Consider the following 1,403-nt stretch of genomic DNA (forward strand, 5'->3'; position numbering starts at 1 on the left):
TAAGGCCCGCGGCGTGCCGATCGACTGCGTCGGCCTGCAGTCGCACTTCAACAGCGGCAGTGCCTACAACCCCAACTACCGCACCACGATCTCCAGCTTCGCCGCGCTCGGGGTGGACGTGCAGATCACCGAGCTGGACATCCAGGGCGCCTCGGCGCAGACCTACGCGTCGGTGGTCAACGACTGCCTGGCGGTGCCGCGGTGCAACGGCATAACGGTGTGGGGCGTGCGCGACCAGGACTCCTGGCGCTCGGGGGACACCCCGCTGCTGTTCAGCGGCGGCAACAAGAAGCCCGCCTACGACGCGGTGCTCAACGCCCTCAACGCCGCCCCGCCGAACCCGACGCCGACTCCGACCCCCACGCCCACCCCGACCCCGACCCCGACGCCCACCCCGACTCCGACGCCCACCCCCACGCCGACGCCCACCCCGACTCCGACGCCCACCCCCACGCCGACTCCGACGCCGGTTCCGGACGGGTGCGCGGCGACGATCACGACGACCAACAGCTGGCCGGGTGGGTTCCAGTCGACGGTGACCGTCCGGGCGGGCGCCGCGGCGGTCAACGGCTGGACCGTGCGGTGGAGCTGGCCCGGCGGGCAGTCGATCAGCAGCCTGTGGAACGGCACCCACAGCGTGTCCGGCTCCAGCGTCACCGTGCGCAACGCCGCCTACAACGGCTCGATAGCGGCCGGCGGATCGACGACGTTCGGCTTCACCGCCAACGGCACCGCGGCCACCCCGACCGCCACCTGCACCAGCCCCTGACGGCCGGAAAATGATGAGGAGAATACAGATGCGTCTGCCTTGGCGAGCGCGGTCACCGCGCCCCACCACCGTCCCGACCGCGGCGCCGCCGCGACGGGCCTCGCGCCGCGGTCTCGCGATCGGCGCCGTCCCGGTCCTGCTGGCCGGAGCCGGCCTGCTGGGCACCCAGCCCGCCCAGGCCGCCGTGGCCTGCCGGGTCGACTACTCCATCACGTCGAGCTGGTCGGGTGGTTTCGGGGCCAGCGTCACCATCAACAACCTCGGTGACGCGGTCAACGGCTGGCGGCTGACCTGGTCCTTCGGCGCCGGTCAGCAGATCAGCCAGATCTGGAACGCCACCCACACCCAGTCGGGCTCGTCGGTGACCGCCACCAACGTCTCCTACAACGGCTCGATCCCCTCCGGCGGCAGCGTCAACTTCGGGTTCAACGGCGCGTGGAACGGCAGCAACCCGGCGCCCACGTCGTTCTCGCTGAACGGTGTCGCCTGCACCGGCACCCCCGGGGACCCCAGCCCGACACCCACGCCCACCCCCACGGGCCCGAACCCCACGCCGACGCCTACCCCCACCCCCACGCCGACTCCCACGCCGACCGGCGGCACCTGCCAGCTGCCGTCGTCGTACCGCTGGACG

At 72.4% G+C, this 1,403-nt stretch carries 2 protein-coding genes; both read left to right on the forward strand.

Translation table 11 applies throughout. From position 1 onward, the window contains the following. Positions 1-769: endo-1,4-beta-xylanase (locus tag Sru01_RS35025; RefSeq protein WP_239138078.1), on the forward strand; the 769-nt coding region annotated here is incomplete at its 5' end. Positions 770-797: 28 nt separating this feature from the next. Next, positions 798-1,403 (forward strand): cellulose-binding domain-containing protein (locus Sru01_RS35030; protein ID WP_203995211.1); only part of this gene is annotated, 606 nt, incomplete at its 3' end.

It is taken from the genome of Sphaerisporangium rufum, from assembly GCF_016863395.1.
Lineage (GTDB): Bacteria > Actinomycetota > Actinomycetes > Streptosporangiales > Streptosporangiaceae > Sphaerisporangium > Sphaerisporangium rufum.